Origin of the sequence: Pseudoalteromonas sp. SR44-2, from assembly GCF_014163745.1 — a bacterium.
Classification (GTDB): Bacteria; Pseudomonadota; Gammaproteobacteria; order Enterobacterales; family Alteromonadaceae; genus Pseudoalteromonas; species Pseudoalteromonas distincta.
On record NZ_JACJDW010000075.1, the window covers coordinates 1 to 1,148 of the forward strand.

Consider the following 1,148-nt stretch of genomic DNA (forward strand, 5'->3'; position numbering starts at 1 on the left):
TAGATACCATCTCTTCTAATCAGCCTCAAGCTTTCTTTAAATTGCTTGGGGCTGATATTCAGTTTGATTCTTCACAACACCAAAACAGATATGTGTCAGCTTTCTCATTGCAGCACCAATTGCCTGCATTTTTGTTTTACCTTGCTCCACTAATCGCTTATTTTGGGCTTTTATATCTGGATTATGTTGTACAGCTACTACAGCAGCCATATACAATTTAGCCCTTATATACCCAGGCCCTTCTTTGCTTAAGGTTGTTTTTCCAGCCCGTTTGCCTGACTCATTAAGCTTAGGTATTAAGCCTAAGTAACAAGCTAATTGCTTGGCATTTTTAAACTGTTTACATGCCATCAAGGACACCATCATACGTGATATGACCTCTCCAACACCTTTGATACTTTGAAGCAATTGGCGGTTCTTTTTTAATTGTGGGTGTCTATCAATATGCTCATCAATGTCATTTTTTAGCTTGCCCATCTCAGTTTTTAGTACAGCTATCATATCTTCAATTGACTGAGTAACTCGAGTAGATGCACCTGAGAAACCAACAGCTTCATAACGATTTTCTTCGCGACGTAAGTCTTGCTCAAGTGCTTCAAGTCTACGCGTCATTACTTTTAACTCTCTCGCTTCAACAGGCTCAGGCTGCCAACTTAAAAGTGAGTGCTGTTGGTCATGACCATAACGAGCAAGCATTGTGGCGTCTGACTTGTCTGTCTTATGGACAAGCCCTAATGAACTTGCGTACTGTTTTGCTTTACCAGGATTTACATGTAATAAAATAAATCCTTGCTCATATAGGAAATACATCAGCGGCTCGCTATAAACACCTGTGGGCTCTGTTGTAATAACAATATCTTGTGCTTCTAAATTTGTATTCTTTATCAACCAGGCAACTAACTCTTGATAGCCCTTTGGGTTATTTTTAAAAATCTTCGTTTTCTTTTTACTTTTGACTACATCGCGTAGCCAGGAAATATCTAACTTTTCTTTACCCACATCAATGCCAATAAAAGCTTTCATCTCTATCTACTCCCCTTGTACATGCAGCGTCACCCTTAGTTGGGGCGCTAGGATACCATTCAGTTTAATGGAGGTTAGGAAGTCAGGGCTCAATCTACGTCACAGCATTTTCACACTCTGGTTGG

1 protein-coding gene is annotated in these 1,148 nt (G+C 39.8%); it reads right to left on the reverse strand.

Annotated features, from left to right (window positions below; all coding sequences use genetic code 11):
* Positions 1-36 precede the first annotated feature (36 nt).
* Positions 37-1,023, reverse strand: a complete 987-nt coding sequence (locus H5115_RS19975) for an IS110 family transposase (RefSeq protein WP_024599051.1) — start codon at positions 1,021-1,023, stop codon at positions 37-39.
* Between the last annotated feature and the right edge of the window lie 125 nt (positions 1,024-1,148).